The following is a 14574-nucleotide window of genomic DNA, read 5'->3' as shown; positions in this document are numbered from 1 at the left end:
TCCCAAGGAGGGCTTCGATCCGAAAGCCTTTATTTGATTATTCGTTCGAACGAACTATAATTTAAATACGTTAAACGAGGAAGACGTGCATGACAGCACCAAGCGGGCATGAAGTCCGTAGCGCCAAGACGCGAGCGCAGCTCATCGAGGCTGCCATCGATGTGATCGGCGCGGTGGGCTACGAAGGGGCTAGCACTCGGGCCATCACGCAGGTGGCGAAGACGCCGCTTTCAGCCATCCCTTACCACTTCGGGGGCAAGAGCGAGCTCTACATGGCAGCCGCCCAGATGATTGCCGAGTACGCCCGCGAGCGTTTCGGGGAGGTCATCCACATTCTCGATGCACCGGCTTCCGGAAGCGAATCCCAGGCATTCGAGAAGGCACTCCTTCATCTTCTGCACATCATTCTGAGCAACGCAGAACCGCACTCATGGACGTCATTCGTCGCGCGCTGTGCCTACGAGAACGACGAGGCGTTCTCCCTGATCCACAAGCAGGCGATCGAGCCCATGCTGCAGCGTCTCGTAGAGGCTGTGACGGCCATCTCGTCTGGCGATCTCGGCATCGCTGCGGCCCGGCTGCGGATCAATGCGGTCGTGACGGCCATTTTCAGTTTCAGGTTCCTGCGCGGCGTCATGGTCCGCGGCATGGACTGGGAGAACCTGCAGGACGATGGCACCGCTCAGCTCGAAAAGATGATCAGCGACCTCTGCCGCAGCAGCTTTCTCCCCGTCAGGCCCGCCACATGACACTGTGTTCACAAGATGGCGCTGGCGCTCCGGCTTTTTACCCACCCAAGAAAGGTATTGACGTTATGAACACTCAAACCCATATCCACGAAACCATTGCATGGGCCAAGCAGCGCCTGGACGAACTGGACGCGGGTATCGCTGCGGCCGAGAAGTCCCTGGGCGAAGTGAATGGCGACATCCGCCGGGAAGCCGACGACGCACTGGCTCGCCTTCGTGAGGCACGAGGCAAGCTCCAGGCTCATTACGACAAGCTCCGCGCCGAGACCGGTGCCACCAAGCAGGGCGTCAAGGCTGTTCAGGACGCACTGGAAGCAGAATGGGTCGAGGTGGAAGCCGCGTTCCATTCGTTCACGTCCACCGTTGGTGAACATGCCCAGACGGCGCGGGGTATCGTACTCGCCCGTGTTAAGGCCCAGCGCAGTGCGTGGGAGGCCTCGCTTCAGGAACTGCGTGGCCAGACTGCGGATGCCGTGGAAAAGGCCCGCGCCGAACTCGATGCCGCCATTAAGCGCGTGTCGGACGAAGCCGAGAAGTTCCAGACCAGGATTGGTGAAGTCAAGGATGCCGGCGACGCGTCCTGGGAAGCCGTCAAGAGCGGGCTTGAGGAAGCCAAGCAGGTGCATTCCCGCACGATCCAGAAGATCCGCGACGCGCTCTCTAAGTCGCTCTGAGCGAGGGAGAGCTTCCTCTTCGCATGAATCTAATTTGATTTGGTAAGGAGCTTGAGCATGAAACCCCGTCTATCCACCGTGGCATTGGCCGTGCTGTTGCAGGCAGGCCTTGCGCTTGCGCAGGCACAGCAGTCATCAGAATCTACCCAGGCAGCCCAAGCCAGCGAACCATCGCTCGCCAGGCAATCCATCGAATGGTCACAGACACGCCTGACCGAACTGGACGCCGCCATCGCCGTGTTTGAGCAGAATCTCGCCAAGCGCAAGGGCAATACTCGGGCCGAGGTTGAGGTTGCACTGCAGGAGCTGAAGGGCAAGCGCGACGTCTACCGGGCCGAGGCCGAGGCGGCTGCCGCCCAGGCCAAGATCCGCAGTGAGCAGGAGCTGGCGCAGGCCAGGCAGTCGCTTGACGATTCCTGGACGGCGTTGCAGGGCACCAAAGACCGTTATCTCGATACCGTGCAGGCCGACGTTGCCACCCGCAGGGCAGTCCTGCAGGCCGAATTCGATGCGCGCCAGAAGGTATGGCAGGAAGCCATCGATGGACTCAGTGCCGATGCTGCTCGGCTCTCTGCCGAGCAGCGCGTCGCTATCGAGGTGCGCATCGAGGCACTCAAGGTCAGAGTCGAAGAGGAGAAAGCCCGCGCCGCACGACTGCGGGACGCTTCCACACAGGCCTGGGAAAACGCAAAGCAGAGCTATGCCGAAGCACAGCAGAATTTCGCTCAAACCTATTCCTCGATTCGCGAGTCGATCGCAGAGGCGGCCAAGAAGTGATGATGTGACCATGCGGCAGTACTGCCGCATGGAGCTCGCGCCGGCCTCTCGCATGGGGGCTGGCGCCGCTTTGGCTTGTCGCCCAGCCGGTCCTTCCGGTACTGACGAAAGGCAGGAGCTTGCAGACCGGAGTTCCGGGCATCAGTGACCTACTGACGCTTGCTTTGTCGCCAGACTCAGGCTGGCTGTGCCCCCCCCCCCCGAGGCTGCATTGACCGGATATTGACCAGACACCGCTCCACTTGCGGAAGCCGCATCGGGGGAGCCTCTGCCAAGCTGTCCACCCGAGCGGATCAGTCGAGCTCAGGTACAGCCCAACCACATCGACCACTTTGTCAGCAAAGTGTGGGTCGTTGCTGATCTTGAAGGTCTTCAGCCGGTGGGGCTTGAGATCGGCAGCGGCCCACACCTGGGCGACTTGCCAGACGGTAACGCCCACGTATTTGGCCATCAGGCGCAGGCTCCAGTGAGTCGCCTCACGCGGTACACGCTGGGTCGTCAGGGTGAGGATTTCCTTAATCTTCGCCTCGTCGAGCGTGCGTGGATGTCCGCTACGCGGGAGATCGCTCAGCCCATCGAGGCCAGCTTCCTGATAACGCTTGCGCCATTTGAATACGAGTGGCGACGAAACTTCCAACCGATCACTCACCTGCTTGGGCGTGAGACCGCTGGCCAGCAGCAACAGAATTCGGGCACGTTGCCCAAGGTTTTGCGGCAGAGTTCCCATGCATAACCAGCTGGCTCAAGAGCTGGATGATTCCTTTTCATGGTGTGGCCACCAAGTACCTAACGAACTATCTGGGCTGGCGGCGCCTACTTGAACGCTACAAAGCGCAGCTCAACCCATTGATTTTCTTGGGAGAGTCGCTGGGGTATACGGGCGTGCAACAGTTAACTCAGACATAGCCTTATCGAAATAGGACGATGAGCCGACGATGGCCATCGGAATGTCTGGCGAAATGCGTAGCGCGATCATGTCCTTATCGACATCCTCACCAAGGCGGACGCCGGCATCAAAGCGTTCGGCAACGATGTCCGTCAGCCCATAATCGCGCAAAAAGCGATGACGCCAGCGAAAGGCGGTGTTCTTGCTGACGCTGCAGTGCTTGGCCGCCGCCCTCACGGTCAACCCAGCAATAAGTGCCTGGGCATAATCCAGCCAGCAGTCCTTTTTTCACAAACGCGCCAGGGGTGTACAGGTCAATGCGTTGCACGTGCGGCGACAGGCCTTGCAGCGATAGCGCTGCAAGCCACCACTGCGACCCCATGAGGCCAACTGCGTGGCATCTGCGGCACAGTGAGGGCAGGATTTCAGGTCAGGAATGGCCTCTACAAGGTCATCTCTCGGCACGCTGATTTGGAGAGCATGCTGAACGATGGACTTCTGTTTGACCGTCAGGCGATCAAGCCGAGCCAGTAAATGTTGAAAGGATTGGGCATCCATAACGGCACTCCTTGATGAGCACACGTCTTCAGTCTAGGCCTTGCAACAGTTAATGGGTACATAGCCTAATTCAAGGCCAGGACACTGGCTCGCCTTGGCCTGGAGGGATGACATTGACTGCGGATCTCGTCGCCGAGATGGCTAATGTTATTCAGATAACTACACCAAGGAGTAGTTGAAGCAGGTCTAAGGTGAGTGCAGTTTTACCATGTCAGATGTGAGAGTAGATGGCCTGATTTTCCCTGTTGGGACAGGAATTAGGTTGTGTGGTGCTCGCAGAGACTTATTGGACAATAGGAGAACAACAAAATGAATGGCAAAAACAGCGTTCTGGATTCTGCTCCAGAATACGTGGATAAAAAGAAATATTTTTGGATACTTTCAACTTTTTGGCCGGCTACTCCGATGATCGGAATCTGGCTGGCCAATGAGACTGGCTGGGGTATCTTTTATGGTTTAGTTCTAGCTGTGTGGTACGGGGTTCTTCCATTGCTTGACGCGATGTTTGGTGAGGACTTTAATAATCCGCCTGAGGAAGTAGTGGAGAAACTGGAGAAAGAACGTTACTACCGAGTTTTAACGTATCTAACAGTTCCAATGCATTACGCAGCACTAATCGTGTCTGCATGGTGGGTAGGGACTCAGTCAATGTCTTGGTTCGAAATCGGCGCACTTGCCTTGTCACTGGGCATCGTGAATGGCCTAGCGCTTAATACAGGTCACGAACTGGGTCACAAAAAAGAAGCCTTTGATCGTTGGATGGCGAAAATTGTGCTGGCGGTTGTCGGGTACGGCCACTTCTTTATTGAGCATAATAAAGGCCATCACCGTGATGTTGCTACACCGATGGACCCTGCGACCTCACGTATGGGAGAAAATATATATAAATTCTCAACCCGTGAGATTCCTGGAGCGTTTCGTCGTGCTTGGGGGCTTGAGGAACAACGCCTTTCGCGCCGCGGGCAAAGCGTTTGGAGTTTCGATAATGAGATCCTCCAGCCAATGGTCATCACAGTTGTTCTCTACACCCTCCTGCTTGCCTTCTTTGGTCCGAAGATGCTGGTATTCCTTCCAATTCAGATGGCTTTCGGGTGGTGGCAGTTAACAAGCGCGAACTACATTGAACACTACGGTTTGCTGCGTGAAAAAATGGCCGATGGACGATATGAACATCAAAAGCCACATCACTCGTGGAACAGTAACCACATCGTGTCAAATCTGGTTCTGTTTCACCTTCAACGGCACTCTGATCACCACGCGCACCCAACTCGCTCTTACCAGTCATTACGTGATTTCCCCGGCCTTCCCGCACTTCCGACTGGCTACCCCGGTGCATTTTTGATGGCAATGATTCCTCAATGGTTTAGATCGGTGATGGACCCTAAGGTGGTAAATTGGGCTAATGGCGACCTGAGCAAGATTCAAATTGAAGATTCAATGCGTGCAGAATACATAAAAAAGTTTGCTCATAATGTTGGTGCGGATGATAAACGGGGCGCAACCGCGGTAGCACCATAGTGGTGTGAGCATGCAGAAATAACGGTGGATTTTTAATATATCTGTTTGAGTTCGTCGTGCGTAAACAAGTTAAGTTGTAATGAGTCTTATGCACTAGAAGTCTGACGATTGATTAACTGTTGCATTCTGCAAGTTATTTATATAATTGAGCTCTTCCGATAGATTCATTTCTATGGATCTATCGGCAGACGTCCATAATAATAAATTTCATAGTTAGACTTGCTCAGTAAATAAGCGGTAGCCTCAAGGGCTGCGAGCACCGGTCTAAAAGGAGAAGGGGTAATGGCGAAGTACCAGTGTCCAGATTGTCAGTATATCTATGATGAATGCAAGGGGGAGCCGCACGAAGGTTTTCAGCCTAATACTAATTGGGGTGAAATCCCTGAAGAGTGGGCCTGCCCTGACTGCGCTGTTCGAGACAAAATTGACTTTAAGATGCTCGCGGATCCACGGTGCGAAATCACACAATTAAAGCAAAACGATCCCGTCATTAAGCAAGATAATAATATTATCGAAGACACGTTATCCGAGCCTTCAATATTGAGTGCAGGGCTAGAGTTTACAGCGGAAAAAATCAGTATAACTGATGAGCGTGAAAATACGCCTGGTAATAAAGTTGAGCGACGAAGTCAATCACAAGCTGTGCGTAGGTCTTCCGTAAAGAAGATAAAAAAATAACGAGCGTTAACGTACTGTAGAGTACGCAACTCATTAACACGGTAATGAATATGGCTAGGTATCAGTGTCCAGATTGTCAATATGTTTATGATGAAAGTAAGGGGGAAGAACATGAAGGGTTTGCCCCAAATACTCCTTGGATCGTCATTCCTGAGGATTGGTGTTGTCCCGACTGTGCCGTTCGAGACAAGCTAGATTTCGTATTGATTGAGGGAAGTACAGGTGAGAAAAATATCAGTTCAAACAACACTCTTTCAATTTCGGCAAAAGTGAGCAGCTCGGATGTAAACACTGAAATATCAAATACGACGATGAGTGCAGAGATAGCGCTTGACGTTGCAACTGAAGGACAGCATCTGAACGGGCATAAGCCGCGGGTAACTAATCCGCAGAGCGGAGCAGCATTCCTTAAATGGATTTGTATTACTTGCGGCCATATATATGACGAGGCGTTGGGTGACGAGGTCGAGGGCTTTGCTCCAGGTACTCGCTTTGAGGATATCCCTAATGACTGGTGCTGTCCGGATTGTGGGGCCACTAAAGAAGACTATGTACTCTATCAGGAAAAGTTAGGCTAAAAATATTAAGTCATTCAGAATAATACAGGAAAATAATAAAAATGACTATGCACACTAGGCTAGCTGAGTCCAACTCAAGCACTGAAAGCCATTCAGTCATTGACATCTTTAATGCGCAAAAAAAAGCAAGTAGCGCTCGCCGTGGAAAATTTAGTTTAGCAGAGCGTATTGCGGCCCTTAATATACTGAAAGAAATAATTCAGCGTCGTGAGTCAGAAATTATCGCTGCACTTGCGGCAGACTTCCGTAAACCGGCGAGTGAGGTAAAGCTGACAGAAATATTTCCGGTATTGCAAGAAATCAGTCACGCAAAACGGAACCTAAAAACCTGGATGATGCCACGAAGAGTGAAGGCAGCACTCAGTGTACTTGGCACCAAAGCAAGGCTTAGTTTCGAGCCAAAGGGGGTTTGTTTAATCATTGCGCCTTGGAACTATCCCTTCAACCTTAGTTTTGGCCCACTTGTTTCTGCGCTGGCGGCAGGTAATAGCGTTATTATAAAGCCATCTGAGTTGACACCGCACACTGCTTCATTGATCGGCTCTATCATTCGGGAGGCTTTTTCCGTTGATCTAGTCACTGTGGTGGAGGGCGACGCCGCTGTTTCCCAAGAGCTGTTGACTCTACCATTTGACCATATCTTCTTCACAGGGAGTCCACGAGTTGGAAAATTAGTAATGGAAGCAGCGGCGAAAACACTCGCTTCGGTTACGTTGGAGCTAGGCGGAAAATCCCCAACCATTATTGGTCCGACAGCAAATTTAAAAAAAGCTGCGCGTAACATCGTATGGGGCAAATTTTCGAATAATGGACAGACGTGCATTGCACCTGACCATGTATTTGTGCATAGAAGCATAGCCCATGATTTTCATAAAATCATAATGGAAGAAGTGACGCGGGTTTATGGGAAGGATTTTGAGGCGCAGAAGAAATCGCCGGACTATTGCAGAATTGTAAATGATCAGCACCTTAATAGACTTTATGAGCTCATAGGTGACGCAAAATCAAAAGGCGCGAAAATTTTACAAGGGGGCGAGATTGATGCATTGGATAGATTTGTAGCGCCAACTATAATATCCAAAGTCACGCCTGAGATGGACATTTCGCGTGAAGAAATATTTGGCCCATTACTGCCGATTATTGAATACGATGATATAGATCATGTGATTAAGCAGATAAACGATAACGCCAAGCCTCTAGCGCTTTATATTTTCTCTGAAGACAAAGAGTTTGCTCAGGATATTGTGGGTCGCACAAGTTCTGGGTCAGTTGGGATAAATTTAAGCGTTGTCCAATTTTTGCATCCCAATCTTCCATTTGGCGGAGTTAATAATAGCGGTATTGGTAGTGCTCATGGGTTTTACGGTTTCCAGGCGTTTTCTCACGAGAAGCCCATTCTGCTGGATAGGTTCTCAATTACACATTTGTTGTTCCCCCCTTACACTGGAAAGGTGAAGCGATTAATTAGCATGACGGTAAGGTATTTGAGCTGAAGTGTTATTGCAATATTTATCTTTTAGGATAACAAAAAATGTATGATTATATAATTGTTGGTGCTGGATCCGCTGGGTGTGTTCTTGCTAATCGCCTTTCAGCCGACCCGTCGAAACGAGTTTGCTTACTTGAGGCCGGGCCGCGAGATACAAATCCGCTAATTCATATGCCGCTAGGTATTGCTTTACTTTCAAATAGTAAAAAACTCAACTGGGCATTTCAAACTGCACCACAACAACACCTCAATGAACGTAGTCTATTTTGGCCCCGAGGGAAGACGCTAGGTGGATCAAGTTCGATCAATGCGATGGTGTATATCCGGGGGCATGAGGAGGATTACCAGGCTTGGGAGCAAGCGGGGGGGGAATATTGGGGATGGAAGCGTGCTTTCGCGTTATTCAAAAAACTTGAGCACAACCAGCGCTTTGATAAGTCAAACTATCATGGGACGGACGGAGAACTGGCCGTTAGTGATTTAAAGGATCTCAACCCGCTTAGCAAATCATTCGTTCAGGCCGGTATGGAGGCTAAAATTAGCTTCAACGGTGATTTTAACGGTGCGCACCAAGAGGGAGTAGGATTTTATCAAGTAACACAAAAGCATGGACAGCGCTGGAGCTCAGCTCGTGCATTCTTACATGATGTGATTGATCGACCTAATCTAGATATAATTACTGAAGCGCATGCTACAAAAGTACTTTTCGAAGATCGTAAGGCAGTAGGGGTGTCTTATATTCAAAAAAATATGCATCAGCAAGTTAAGACTACAGATAGTGGTGAAGTGATTCTTTCTCTTGGTGCGGTTAACACACCTCAACTTCTAATGCTTTCTGGAGTTGGGGCGGCAGCCGAGCTTAAGGAGCATGGAATTGCTCTAGTGCACGACCTTCCTGAAGTTGGAAAAAATCTTCAAGACCATTTAGATATTACTTTAATGTGCGCCGCAAATTCTAGAGCGCCGATAGGTGTGGCATTTTCTTTCATCCCTCGTGGTCTTGTGGGTTTGTTTTCCTATATTTTTAAGCGCAAGGGTTTTCTGACGAGCAATGTGGCTGAGTCAGGTGGTTTTGTGAAAAGCTCCCCTGAGCGTGATCGGCCTAATTTGCAGTTCCATTTTTTGCCAACCTATTTAAAAGATCATGGTCGTAAAATAGCCGTTGGTTATGGATATACGCTACACATATGTGATCTTTTACCTAAAAGCCGAGGTAGGATTGGACTTAAAAGTGCTAATCCTATGGATGATCCACTGATTGACCCCAACTACCTTAGTGATCCTGAAGATATTAAGACTATGATTGCTGGTATAAAGATCGGTCGCGCTATCTTTGATGCCCCATCCATGGCTAAGCATTTTAAACGGGAAATAGTTCCTGGCCCTGCTGTTACTAGCGATGATGAAATAGTTGCAGATATTCGTAGTCGAGCTGAGACGATTTATCATCCGGTAGGTACTTGTAGAATGGGTAAAGATCCAGCGTCAGTCGTTGATCCATGCTTGCAGGTGCGCGGTTTAAGAAACATTAGAGTCGTTGATGCATCAATTATGCCGAATTTAGTCGCAGGGAATACAAACGCTCCGACTATTATGATTGCTGAAAATGCCGCGGAAATAATTATGCGAAAAGTTGATATGACATCATTAGATGCAAGTATTGGTTTTGCTCGCCAAAATTTAGAGCCAGAGCTACTGTAGAATTAGTTTGCACGTAATAGAAAACTAATTTTTGACTAAATTTACTGATTCAATTGAATTTAGTTGTCGATATGGAGCAGCGCTATGATTGGTCAGATGATGCGTCAGCCGTTGATCATAAGTTCACTTATTGATCATGCTGCACGATACCATGGTAATACAGAGGTGGTTTCTGTTGAAACCTCTGGTGAAGTAACAAGAACTTATTGGTCAGGAGTGGCGCTGCGTGCCCGTAAGCTTGCTTCTGCGCTAGGCAAGATGGGGCTCACGCAAAGTGATCATTGTGCAACCATTGCGTGGAATAATGTCCGCCATCTTGAGATTTACTTCGGTGTCTCAGGTGCAGGGATGGTATGTCATACGATAAATCCTAGGCTTTTCATAGAGCAGATTGCCTATGTGATAAATCATGCGGAGGATAAGGTAGTATTTTTTGACGAGACATTCTTGCCGATAATTGCTGGGCTAGATGGGCTATTAACAACAGCCAAAGCCTTTGTCTTGATGGGATGTGCAAATTTAAAGGCATCCGCCAAGATTCCAGGATTACTTGTCTACGAAGATTTGATTGGACAAGGTGATGATGACTATGTGTGGCCCGATGTAGATGAAAAAGAGGCTTCTAGTCTCTGCTATACTTCGGGTACTACGGGTAATCCTAAGGGCGTACTTTATTCACACCGCTCGACAGTTTTACATTCAATGACGACTGCAATGCCTGATACGCTCAATTTGTCTGCGCGAGATACAATTTTGCCAGTTGTTCCGATGTTTCATGTAAATGCGTGGGGGATTCCATACTCCGCTGCAATGGTTGGTGCAAAATTAGTTCTTCCTGGCCCGGCACTTGATGGCGCTAGCTTAGCGAAGCTAATTGATCAGGAATGTGTCAGTATTGCTCTTGGAGTGCCGGTTATTTGGCAGGGGTTGTTAGCCTCTCTAGCGGAAAGTGGTTCGAAAGCAGAAAGCCTTACGCGAACTGTTGTAGGAGGCTCGGCCTGCCCTCCTTCTATTATTAAAGAATTTAACGATCTATATGGTGTCGAAGTTATTCATGCTTGGGGTATGACTGAGCTTTCGCCATTTGGTACGGCAAACACGCCACTCGGGCATCAAGTGAATTTGCCATGGGATGAAAAACTTGCACTGCGCCAAAGCCAGGGACGTCCACCTTATGGTGTCGAACTAAAGATAGTTGATGATGAGGGTGTCACACTATCTGAAGATGGTGTTACCAAAGGCAATCTTATGGTTCGAGGGCATTGGGTTATTAAAGATTATTTTCGTAGCAATATTGGTACAACACTCTCGAATGGATGGTTTTCAACTGGGGATGTGGCCACTATTGATCAGGATGGCTTTATGACAATTTGTGATCGCGCAAAGGATATTATAAAGTCTGGTGGTGAATGGATTAGTACGGTAGAGCTAGAAGGTGTTGCGATTGCGCATCCCGCGATAGTTGATGCTGCAGTCATAGCTGTAAAGCACAAAAAATGGGATGAGCGGCCTCTTCTTGTTGCAGTCAGAGCCCCTAATTCAGTGCTAACGGATGATGAATTGCTTAGTTATTTCGAAGGTAAGGTGGCTAAGTGGCAAATTCCAGACGCCGCTATATTTATTGATGAACTGCCGCGCAATGGGGCTGGTAAGATTCTGAAGAATCGTTTGCGTGAGAAATATGCTGATATTCTTTCGTGTAATGATTCTTCGGCACTTGAGTAACGCTTTTGGTACGGACTTTGGCTAATTTTTTTCGAAAATCAGCCTCTGTGAAAGGTAGTAACTTGTTTATGAATTCACTTATATAACAAAAAATGGAAGTATAATGAATCCGACTATTGTAAAAAAACTCGCTATGTCGATATTAGCAACTAGTTTTGTGTTGGGTGGGGCCAGTGCGTGGTCAGGTGAAATCTATTCGACTGAAACTGCTGGCTACAATCAGGGCGACTGGGTTGCTAGCTTTAATATGTCTAAAGTTTATGTAGACGAGACGCTAGGCTCCCTAAATGTAGGTGGGGCTACTGTACCCAATGCTGCTGTAAGCATCGGTAATGATACAACAGTTACTTTTGATATTTCCTATTTTATTAGTAACAATGTAGCTCTGGATTTTTTCGTCGGGATTCCAGCTAAAGCTAAGTTTCAAGGTGAAAAATCCATCTCTGCGCTGGGAAGAGTCAGTGAAGTTGATTATGGCCCTGCAATTTTGTCACTTCAGTATCATTTTGATAATTTTGAGCGACTTTATCCATATGTCGGACTAGGTGTCGGTCGAGTGTTTTTCTTCGACAAAACTGATGGTGCCTTGACTTCATTTGATATCAAAGATAAATGGGCGCCTGCTGCTCAGGTCGGCCTTAGATATGATTTTGGTAACTCATGGATGTTAAATTCAGATGTGCGCTATATTCCTTTCAAAACAGATATTTCTGGTACACTTGGGGCTGCACCTGTTTCTACCAAGATTGAGATTGATCCTTTCATTCTGAGTCTTGGAGCATCATATAAGTTCTGAGGTATTATAATTTCGCTCGTTTAACAGCGCTCTTCTAGATTGTAGAAAGAGTGCTGTTTTATATCTTGCCTAAGAATAAATATATTTCAATATTGGTTGAGATATAATATTCCATTCATGGTGCTAAGGGGTGGTATGAATATCAACTGTTCGCTGCGCTGTCGATTTTTTTTGATTCTTATTATGGCAGGATTTTCTTTTTTTGTTGCGCTGTTCGGGATGCGCTTAATGCATAAGTTGACAGAGTTTTCTTATTATGAAAGGGAGCATGTTGTTGCCTTGAGCAATGTACACTATGAACTGCAGAAAAAAGAAATAAATATAAATGTAAATTTTATAGTAGAGCAGGTGCAGAGGGCGCGTAGACAAACTACGTCTGTAAACAGTTTGTGGGATGGCGATAAAGCTCTTTTAAGATTATTGGGGAAGGGATTGATTCTTGAGCTATCTGATGCTTCAGAAATAAAGCTTGGGCAGCTCGTGAGGTATGCAAATAGCATTTCGAAAGATGGATTAAATTCTGAGCATGTTGAGGAAATGAAGCGGCTTGTCAGTTGGTCGCACACTAACTCTGATCGCTTTGGGGTGGAGCTTGCTGATATTTCCAAGCGTGTTAAAGGTTATGTGTATTTTTTTATTGTGGCAATTAATTGTCTCTTCTTTGTTATTATTTTTCTTCTTATGAAAAAGACTCGCGATTCAATAGATGAGATAGTTAATGTGATGGATGGTATGTCAAAAGGTGATCTTACATACCGCACTATACCGAGTAATGATGAAGTGGGTAAAATGCAGTCATCAATCATGGCGATGGCTGCTGGGGTGTGTGCCTTGATTGAATCGACAAAACACGTACAAGGTGATCTGCTTAACTCAGCAGTCGAGGCTTTAAGTATTTCACAAAGCACGTCAAGTGATATATGTGATCAGGCAGGTAAAATTGATGAATTTGTCAGTGCGCTATCACAGATTTCTTTCGCTATAACTGAAACTTCAAATGCGGCAAGTAAGTCTGAAGTAATATCATCTGAGGGGCGGCAGTTGGCGGTTCATGGTCAAAAAGCTATTGACACAGCCGTATCATCTATAAATGCTTTGTCACAACGGGTTAATGATTCATACGTGGCTATTAAATGCATTGAAACTGATATTTCAAAAATAGGTACAATTATTGAAATTATTGATCAAATCACCGATCAAACAAATCTGCTGGCTTTGAATGCCGCAATTGAGGCCGCGCATGCAGGCGAGGCCGGGAAAGGATTTGCTGTTGTTGCTGATGAAGTTCGAAGCTTAGCTCAACGTACAAATAATTCTACGTATGAAATTCAGGCGATGATTGCTTCTTTAAATAAAAGTATATGTGTTGCTCTTGATGTCATGGGCGACTGTGTCTTTGTGTCAAAAAATAGCGTTATTGCAGCTGGCGAAGCTAGTAGATCAATTGAGGATATTGTAAATTCAGTATCCCAAGTCATGTTGCAGATTACACAAGTTGCAACTGCTTCAGAAGAGCAGAGCGCAGCTGTTGAAGATATGCTAAATAATGCGAATGTTATTAGAGAAATCGCGGCAGGAGTTGAGTTGGGTAGTGAGAGGATTTCCGAGTTAAATAAATATTTAGTTAAGTTGGCTGGTAATTTGGAGGGGGAGTTAGAGGTATTTAAGTTACATTAGTCGGGTAGCCCCCAGGCCATTGCTGGCCTAGGGAAACTCTGAAAAAGGCTTCCTGATTTTGGCAAAATACCCGGATTCCACCCGCCGAGATTTCCGATGAAGCAGATGACCTTTGCCGATGCTGAGTACGCCGGTAAGCGCAAGCAGACCCGCAAGGAGTTGTTCCTGATCGAGATGGATCGGGTGGTGCCGTGGAAGGGTGCGGATTCCACGCTGACTCGGACACCTATTCCACGCTGATCCGGACACTCATTCCACGCGCATTCGGACACCGATTCCACGGCCATCCGGACACTTTCCAGGCAGGCAGCTACGCAGGATTCATTATTCACTACCATCGACTTCTTTTTCGAAGCAGAGAGGCCGTCGTGGAGCGTTTATCTATGCGTAAAATTCGAGAGGTGTTAGGTCGCGGTAGGGACGGTAGTTACCTGCCGCCCCCCGCACAGATCCGTACGTGCGGAACTACCGCATACGGCTCCTGCCTCGGGTATGTGACGCGAAGCGGTCCTCAGGGTACGGATGTGCATTTCTGGGTTTAGGTATGTAAGAAATCAAACCTGGTGCATGGATGATCTTCCCTGCGCCTGTTGTCCTTGCAATACACGAGCTTGGTCTTTTCCGGATGTAGCTCCAGTCGACACTCCTTCATCCGTGTTTGCAGGGCTTCAAGTAACACCGCCCCTTCATGCTCGGACTGACAATGACAAACCACATCATCAGCGTATCGCTCAAAGGGAACGAGGGGGAGTAAGCATCCGGTAAGTA

General features: G+C 48.0%; 12 protein-coding genes and 4 pseudogenes. 13 read left to right on the top strand and 3 right to left on the bottom strand.

Annotated features, from left to right (window positions below):
• Positions 1-89: 89 nt before the first annotated feature.
• The 3 genes from K787_RS0112525 to K787_RS0112515 all read left to right on the top strand — a co-directional run bounded on the left by K787_RS0112525 (position 90) and on the right by K787_RS0112515 (position 2200).
• Positions 90-749: a CerR family C-terminal domain-containing protein gene (locus K787_RS0112525; protein WP_022963151.1), complete on the top strand. Its 660-nt coding sequence runs from the start codon at positions 90-92 to the stop codon at positions 747-749.
• Between the two features lie 65 nt (positions 750-814).
• Positions 815-1423: a sll1863 family stress response protein gene (locus tag K787_RS0112520; RefSeq protein WP_028614895.1), complete on the top strand. Its 609-nt coding sequence runs from the start codon at positions 815-817 to the stop codon at positions 1421-1423.
• Positions 1424-1480: 57 nt separating this feature from the next.
• Positions 1481-2200: a hypothetical protein gene (locus tag K787_RS0112515; RefSeq protein ID WP_022963149.1), complete on the top strand. Its 720-nt coding sequence runs from the start codon at positions 1481-1483 to the stop codon at positions 2198-2200.
• A gap of 292 nt (positions 2201-2492) precedes the next feature.
• On the opposite strand, the pseudogene K787_RS24750 reads toward K787_RS0112515, so the two are convergent.
• Positions 2493-2939: pseudogene (locus K787_RS24750) on the bottom strand (IS630 family transposase); the annotation flags it as partial.
• On the opposite strand from K787_RS24750, the pseudogene K787_RS24745 reads away from it, so the two are divergent.
• Positions 2936-3106, top strand: a pseudogene (locus K787_RS24745) (IS1595 family transposase); the annotation flags it as partial. The pseudogenes K787_RS24750 and K787_RS24745 sit on opposite strands and share 4 nt — an antisense overlap.
• A gap of 7 nt (positions 3107-3113) precedes the next feature.
• On the opposite strand, the pseudogene K787_RS25560 reads toward K787_RS24745, so the two are convergent.
• Positions 3114-3557 (bottom strand): annotated as a pseudogene (locus K787_RS25560) (transposase); the annotation flags it as partial.
• Between the two features lie 396 nt (positions 3558-3953).
• Between K787_RS25560 and K787_RS0112495 the strand changes: the two are divergent.
• From K787_RS0112495 to K787_RS25070, 9 genes and pseudogenes are all read left to right on the top strand, one after another.
• Positions 3954-5162 (top strand): alkane 1-monooxygenase, encoded by a 1209-nt coding sequence (locus K787_RS0112495; protein ID WP_022963145.1) that lies wholly within the window; start codon positions 3954-3956, stop codon positions 5160-5162.
• A gap of 282 nt (positions 5163-5444) precedes the next feature.
• Entirely contained in the window at positions 5445-5840 is a 396-nt protein-coding gene (locus tag K787_RS25860) for a rubredoxin (RefSeq protein ID WP_028614894.1), read from the top strand.
• Between the two features lie 50 nt (positions 5841-5890).
• Positions 5891-6418 carry a rubredoxin gene (locus tag K787_RS25855; RefSeq protein ID WP_022963144.1) on the top strand — a complete coding sequence of 176 codons (528 nt, stop codon included), beginning with the start codon at positions 5891-5893 and terminating at the stop codon, positions 6416-6418.
• Between the two features lie 41 nt (positions 6419-6459).
• Positions 6460-7911: an aldehyde dehydrogenase family protein gene (locus K787_RS0112480; RefSeq protein WP_022963143.1), complete on the top strand. Its 1452-nt coding sequence runs from the start codon at positions 6460-6462 to the stop codon at positions 7909-7911.
• Positions 7912-7949: 38 nt separating this feature from the next.
• Entirely contained in the window at positions 7950-9608 is a 1659-nt protein-coding gene (locus tag K787_RS0112475) for a GMC family oxidoreductase (RefSeq protein WP_022963142.1), read from the top strand.
• Positions 9609-9692: 84 nt separating this feature from the next.
• The gene (locus K787_RS0112470) at positions 9693-11333 is read left to right on the top strand and encodes a long-chain-fatty-acid--CoA ligase (protein ID WP_022963141.1); all 1641 of its coding nucleotides are present in this window, start codon (positions 9693-9695) and stop codon (positions 11331-11333) included.
• Positions 11334-11436: 103 nt separating this feature from the next.
• Positions 11437-12129: an OmpW/AlkL family protein gene (locus K787_RS0112465; RefSeq protein ID WP_022963140.1), complete on the top strand. Its 693-nt coding sequence runs from the start codon at positions 11437-11439 to the stop codon at positions 12127-12129.
• A gap of 135 nt (positions 12130-12264) precedes the next feature.
• Positions 12265-13806 (top strand): methyl-accepting chemotaxis protein, encoded by a 1542-nt coding sequence (locus K787_RS0112460; RefSeq protein ID WP_022963139.1) that lies wholly within the window; start codon positions 12265-12267, stop codon positions 13804-13806.
• 96 nt (positions 13807-13902) lie between these two features.
• Positions 13903-14007, top strand: a pseudogene (locus K787_RS25070) (IS5/IS1182 family transposase); the annotation flags it as partial.
• A gap of 337 nt (positions 14008-14344) precedes the next feature.
• On the opposite strand, the gene K787_RS25850 reads toward K787_RS25070, so the two are convergent.
• The coding region (locus K787_RS25850; RefSeq protein WP_040640990.1) for a reverse transcriptase domain-containing protein at positions 14345-14574 on the bottom strand (230 nt) is incomplete at its 5' end.

Origin of the sequence: Halopseudomonas pelagia CL-AP6 (assembly GCF_000410875.1) — a bacterium.
Lineage (GTDB): Bacteria > Pseudomonadota > Gammaproteobacteria > Pseudomonadales > Pseudomonadaceae > Halopseudomonas > Halopseudomonas pelagia.
Note: the sequence above shows the minus strand (reverse complement) of the source record. Positions and strands in the feature narration are given on the sequence as shown.

What these genes read in the sequence shown, in the direction of transcription:
- K787_RS0112480 (WP_022963143.1), top strand. Translation starts at nt 6,460, where the DNA reads ATGACTATGCACACTAGGCTAGCTGAGTCCAACTCAAGCACTGAAAGC.
- K787_RS0112475 (WP_022963142.1), top strand. Translation starts at nt 7,950, where the DNA reads ATGTATGATTATATAATTGTTGGTGCTGGATCCGCTGGGTGTGTTCTT.
- K787_RS0112465 (WP_022963140.1), top strand. Translation starts at nt 11,437, where the DNA reads ATGAATCCGACTATTGTAAAAAAACTCGCTATGTCGATATTAGCAACT.
- K787_RS25855 (WP_022963144.1), top strand. Translation starts at nt 5,891, where the DNA reads ATGGCTAGGTATCAGTGTCCAGATTGTCAATATGTTTATGATGAAAGT.
- K787_RS0112525 (WP_022963151.1), top strand. Translation starts at nt 90, where the DNA reads ATGACAGCACCAAGCGGGCATGAAGTCCGTAGCGCCAAGACGCGAGCG.
- K787_RS25860 (WP_028614894.1), top strand. Translation starts at nt 5,445, where the DNA reads ATGGCGAAGTACCAGTGTCCAGATTGTCAGTATATCTATGATGAATGC.
- K787_RS0112460 (WP_022963139.1), top strand. Translation starts at nt 12,265, where the DNA reads ATGAATATCAACTGTTCGCTGCGCTGTCGATTTTTTTTGATTCTTATT.
- K787_RS0112520 (WP_028614895.1), top strand. Translation starts at nt 815, where the DNA reads ATGAACACTCAAACCCATATCCACGAAACCATTGCATGGGCCAAGCAG.
- K787_RS0112495 (WP_022963145.1), top strand. Translation starts at nt 3,954, where the DNA reads ATGAATGGCAAAAACAGCGTTCTGGATTCTGCTCCAGAATACGTGGAT.
- K787_RS0112515 (WP_022963149.1), top strand. Translation starts at nt 1,481, where the DNA reads ATGAAACCCCGTCTATCCACCGTGGCATTGGCCGTGCTGTTGCAGGCA.
- K787_RS0112470 (WP_022963141.1), top strand. Translation starts at nt 9,693, where the DNA reads ATGATTGGTCAGATGATGCGTCAGCCGTTGATCATAAGTTCACTTATT.